Here is a 4,618-nt window from a genome sequence, read left to right as displayed (position 1 = left end):
TGTGAGAGTAGGTCATTTCCAGGCGCCTAATAAACGAGAAATCCCCAGCACTACGTGCTGGGGATTTTTCGTTTAACAGCTTTTGAAATATCTACTCGAACATGGGGAAGAAGAGAGAGCATGCAAAGCATGCCACCTTTCCATGTGAAGTAGGGTCAAGCACTTGTGTTTATCAAACGAAGTTTGATGCAAGGGGTGAACGCGGAGAGCTTTGCTCGAAGCTGGCCATGACAGGCGCCTATTTAAGTAAAGAAGCCACCTGAATAAGGTGGCTTTTTTGCGTTTGCGGCTTATTAAATTATTGTCGCACCTTCTCGAAAGCAGCTTAATTAAAGTCAGGTGGCTTCTCCACTGATGTAGGCATGAATGCCTACTCCCGACGTCGGTCGATAAATGCTCCTTCTATATCGACACTTCCGCCATCCATCGCGGTCGCCCGCCGCTGAGCTTGGTCATAAACAGCATCCTGCGTTTATGACATTCGGCACATCTAACACCTATGCGCCTTTCCCCCAGTTATCAGCCTAACTGCTTCGTGCCGCAGTCATTTATCAAGCTTTGCTTGATAAGCGGATACCTTACGTGCCCATGTGAGATACGGCTTTCTATAAACGTGAGTGACAAAATGCTTTTAGTTAGTCAATACGAGTCTCCGAAGTGTTAGCAACTGTATGAGTACTCCTTTAACAAGTGTCGATTAACGAACGGTACAATCCTTTCCATTCTCAGTGTCCATTGATAAGTGAATCATGAGCTCTATCGAGATTAATCTTTGTTGGGATTTAGGTTGCTCGGACCAGATACGTTACAATGGCTTTTTGGGCTAACTGACATAAATCACGCTTCCTCTATGGACTCCAAAATTACAGATTCTTTAACGCAATTTAATACCCTGGGCCTCAAGGCTGACTGCTTTCGATTGGTTAGAGCAAAACAGGATGCTGAGCTGCTTGCCGTCTGTTTGCAGGCCTTTAAGCAGCAAGAGCCGCTATTGCTGATAGGTGGTGGTAGCAATATTGTACTGACTGAAACCTTTCAAGGGACTGCGGTATTGGTAGAGACCAAGGGGATCGAGGTGAGTCAGGATGATCAGTACTATTACCTCAAGGTCGAGGCAGGTGAGGTGTGGCATGAGCTGATTAAGTTCTGTCTCGATAATGAGATGCCAGGACTCGAGAACCTTGCGTTGATTCCTGGTTCTGTTGGTGCTGCGCCCATTCAGAATATAGGTGCCTATGGCGTTGAGTTTGCGCAGTTCTGCGATTGGGTAGAGTATCTTGACCTACCAAGTGGCCAGATAAAACGGCTTAATGGCAGTGATTGCGAGTTTGCCTATCGAGAATCCATCTTCAAGAATGCCCTAAGAAATCGCGCCGTGATCTTGCGGGTGGGCTTTATGTTGCCCAAGGCCTGGCAACCTAATCTCAGTTATGGACCACTGCAGGAATTAAGCGAGCGTACTCAAGGCATTACCCCTAGAGAGGTGTTCAACTGCATCTGCGAGACGCGCATGGCTAAATTGCCCGATCCTGCCCTGTTAGGTAATGTGGGCAGTTTCTTTAAGAACCCTGTGGTTAGCCAGCAAAAATTCAACGCGCTTAAGCAGCAATATGCAGACATTGTCGGCTATCACCTGGAGGATTCACTGGTTAAGTTAGCCGCTGGTTGGTTGATCGATAAAGCTGGCCTTAAAGGAGTGTCTGTGGGTGACGCTTCGGTTCATTTAAAGCAGGCGCTAGTGATCGTCAACAAGGGCGAGTGTACAGGTCAGGATGTGTGTAACCTAGCCAAGTTAGTGGTAGATAGGATATATGAAGAGTTTGGCGTAATGTTGGAAGTTGAGCCGAGGATTATCGGTGCTACCGGACAGAAGGAATTAGCTGATGCATGATCAATGGGCCCGTCGTCGGGATATTATTCGCCTACTCAGCCAAGGTAGCTTCGTCTCTGGCGAGGCATTGGCAAGTGAACTGGGGATTTCTCGTGCTGCGGTGAGCAAGCAGGTGGCCAACTTAGAAGAGTTTGGTGTCGATATCTATAGTGTGAAAGGCAAAGGGTATCGACTTGCTACGCCTGTGTCTTTGATCGATGAGGCGCGTCTTAAGCAGGGGGTAAAAAATCGCTGCTTCTATTTCAATGAGATCGCTACGACCAACGGTTTCTTATTGGGCCATGTCAATGAGCTGAGTAGCGGTGATATCTGCGTGGCCGAGTATCAGTCGGCTGGTCGTGGTCGTCGTGGTCGTCAGTGGGTCTCGCCTTACGGTTGTCATCTTTATACTTCTTTTTATTGGCAATTTTCTCAAGGAATGGCTCAGGCGATGGGCTTAAGCTTGGTGGTTGCTTGTTCGTTAGTGACAGTGCTTCGCAGTCTGGGTGTTGAGGGAATTGGGGTTAAATGGCCCAATGATATCTATCTGAATCATAAGAAGCTGGCAGGCATTTTAATTGAGATGAGTGGCCAGGCAGACAGTGTTTGCGATCTGGTTATTGGTATAGGCATCAACCTCTCAATGTCACCGGCGCAGGCCGATAAGATAGATCAGCCCTGGAGCGATCTGTCAGAACTTGCGCAGCAGCCTGATAAGACAGATTTGATGGTTGCACTGCAGCAGCAACTGGTTCGGGATCTAGAGTTATTCCAGCAGCAGGGTCTTAAGGCATTTCAGCAAAGATGGCGTGAGGCTGATCTGTTTGATGGGCAGCCGATTAAATTGCTGATGGGAGATAATAGCGTTGAGGGGATCTGCTGCGGTATCGATGAGCAGGGCGCCATATTACTGAAAACCGAGCAGGGAATAAAAGCCTTTGTGGGGGGAGAGATCTCCATGCGTCCCGTCTAATAGACAAACGGCCGTTAATTAGCGGCCGTTTTTTTTAGGAGGTTTTATTTACGCAGTAGCACCTGGTGCATCATATGATCGGTTCCCTTGCGTAAGATCAGGTGTGCTCTATCTCTAGTGGGTTGGATATTGAGATTAAGGTTAGGCCCGTTGATGCTATCCCAAATATTGCCAGCTATCTTAGTCGCCTCATCGTCACTCAACTCTGAGTAGTGATGAAAGTATGAGTTAGGATCGCTAAAGGCACCGGAGCGGAACTTTAAGAAGCGAGAAATATACCAGTCTTTTAATAGCGGTTCTTCAGCATCTACATAGATGGAGAAGTCGACGAAATCCGACACGAAAGGCTGCTGAATTGCTACGTGGGTGTCTTGTCCGGTTTGTAAAACATTGAGCCCTTCTATTATCAGAATATCTGGCTGTTGTATCGCCTGTTGGGTATCGGCAATCCTGTCGTAGCTTATATGAGAATAGATAGGCGCATGTACTAAGCTCTCACCTGCCTTAATCTTAGAGATAAACTCAACCAGCATCTTCATATCATAGCTTTCTGGAAAGCCTTTACGCTGTAAAAGTCCTCGACGTTTCAGTTCAGATAATGGGTAGAGAAAACCATCTGTGGTTACCAAGTCGACCTTAGGATGCTCTGGCCATTGGCGTAATAAGGCTTGTAGGATACGCGCCGTAGTACTCTTTCCTACCGCGACGCTGCCAGCGATGCTGATAATATAAGGACGTTTAGGTGGCACTCGACCGAGGAACTGACTCAATACCAGTCCTCTCTGCTGCTTGCCGCCGACGATGAGATTGAGCAGGCGGCTCAGAGGGAGATAGATGTCGGTCACTTCATCGAGGGAGATAGATTCGTTGATGCCACGCAGGTCGTCAAGATCGGATTCGCTGAGTGTTAACGGCACTGATTTTCGCAACTCTGCCCACTGCTGACGGGCAAAGGCAAGATAGAGTGCATTATGTATTTGGTTGTCGACGTGCATGAATAAAATCTCCCCTTAGGCAAGGCACAGTACACCATCGTCCTCAGGGGAACAACACCAAAAATGCGATTCCATTCTAGGCTATCAGGCTTACGGACTATTATGGATAAATAGTGAACTTTATTGTGCTTTCGTGGCTGAAAAAACGTCGTTTAAATGATTTTTTTGCATATTTTTAAAATTAGGTATTGCACTTGTGCTCACTATTACCTAATATCCGCTACCGAAATGACACGCCGGCATAGCTCAGTTGGTAGAGCAACTGACTTGTAATCAGTAGGTCCCGAGTTCGACTCTTGGTGCCGGCACCATTTCTCTGGAGGGGTTCCCGAGTGGCCAAAGGGATCAGACTGTAAATCTGACGGCTCAGCCTTCGAAGGTTCGAATCCTTCTCCCTCCACCATTTTTCTAGGTAGTTAGGTAACCTTAGTTAGGTTGCGCGGATGTCGTATAATGGTATTACTCCAGCCTTCCAAGCTGATAACGCGGGTTCGATTCCCGCCATCCGCTCCAATTTTCGCTGATTGTGCCCGTATCTATGAGCCGCCCTTTCGGGTCCAGTTCTCGATAAACTGCCTTCAGCCTGCCAAACTAAGCTTCCGTAATTATCTTAATTAAATCGATTCGATGACATTTTAGGCATCGGATTTTTTGTTGTATGTAGATTTCATCACCAAGTATCTCTTAATTGGGGCAATACCATGGCTAAAGAAAAATTTGAACGTAGCAAACCTCACGTAAACGTGGGCACCATCGGTCACGTTGACCATGGTAAAACAA

The 4,618-nt window shown here is 47.1% G+C and carries 3 protein-coding genes and 3 tRNA genes; 5 read left to right on the top strand and 1 reads right to left on the bottom strand.

Going from position 1 to position 4,618, the window contains the following annotated elements; genetic code table 11:
• Positions 1-850 precede the first annotated feature (850 nt).
• Entirely contained in the window at positions 851-1,891 is a 1,041-nt protein-coding gene (murB, locus tag NY07_RS18685; protein WP_033540864.1) for a UDP-N-acetylmuramate dehydrogenase, read from the top strand.
• A complete protein-coding gene (gene birA / locus NY07_RS18680; RefSeq protein WP_033540863.1) occupies positions 1,884-2,843 on the top strand; it encodes a bifunctional biotin--[acetyl-CoA-carboxylase] ligase/biotin operon repressor BirA in 960 nt (319 codons plus the stop codon). The genes murB and birA overlap by 8 nt, the downstream gene beginning before the upstream one ends.
• Positions 2,844-2,887: 44 nt before the next feature.
• Here the strand turns inward: birA and coaA are convergent, their stop codons facing one another.
• Positions 2,888-3,838 carry a type I pantothenate kinase gene (coaA, locus tag NY07_RS18675; protein ID WP_033540862.1) on the bottom strand — a complete coding sequence of 317 codons (951 nt, stop codon included), beginning with the start codon at positions 3,836-3,838 and terminating at the stop codon, positions 2,888-2,890.
• A gap of 235 nt (positions 3,839-4,073) precedes the next feature.
• On the opposite strand from coaA, the gene NY07_RS18670 reads away from it, so the two are divergent.
• The 3 genes from NY07_RS18670 (at position 4,074) to NY07_RS18660 (ending at position 4,351) form a co-directional block, all read left to right on the top strand.
• Positions 4,074-4,149 (top strand) — tRNA-Thr (locus NY07_RS18670).
• Positions 4,150-4,156: 7 nt separating this feature from the next.
• Positions 4,157-4,241 (top strand) — tRNA-Tyr (locus NY07_RS18665).
• A gap of 36 nt (positions 4,242-4,277) precedes the next feature.
• A tRNA-Gly gene (locus NY07_RS18660) sits at positions 4,278-4,351 on the top strand.
• Positions 4,352-4,618: the final 267 nt, after the last annotated feature.

The organism is Shewanella sp. ECSMB14101 (assembly GCF_000773485.1).
GTDB classification, from domain to species: Bacteria; Pseudomonadota; Gammaproteobacteria; order Enterobacterales; family Shewanellaceae; genus Shewanella; species Shewanella marisflavi.
Note: the sequence above shows the minus strand (reverse complement) of the source record. Positions and strands in the feature narration are given on the sequence as shown.

Bases quoted from the DNA above. Each gene is read 5' to 3' on its own strand.
- murB (WP_033540864.1), top strand. From the start codon at position 851: ATGGACTCCAAAATTACAGATTCTTTAACGCAATTTAATACCCTGGGC.
- coaA (WP_033540862.1), bottom strand. From the start codon at position 3,838: ATGCACGTCGACAACCAAATACATAATGCACTCTATCTTGCCTTTGCC.
- birA (WP_033540863.1), top strand. From the start codon at position 1,884: ATGCATGATCAATGGGCCCGTCGTCGGGATATTATTCGCCTACTCAGC.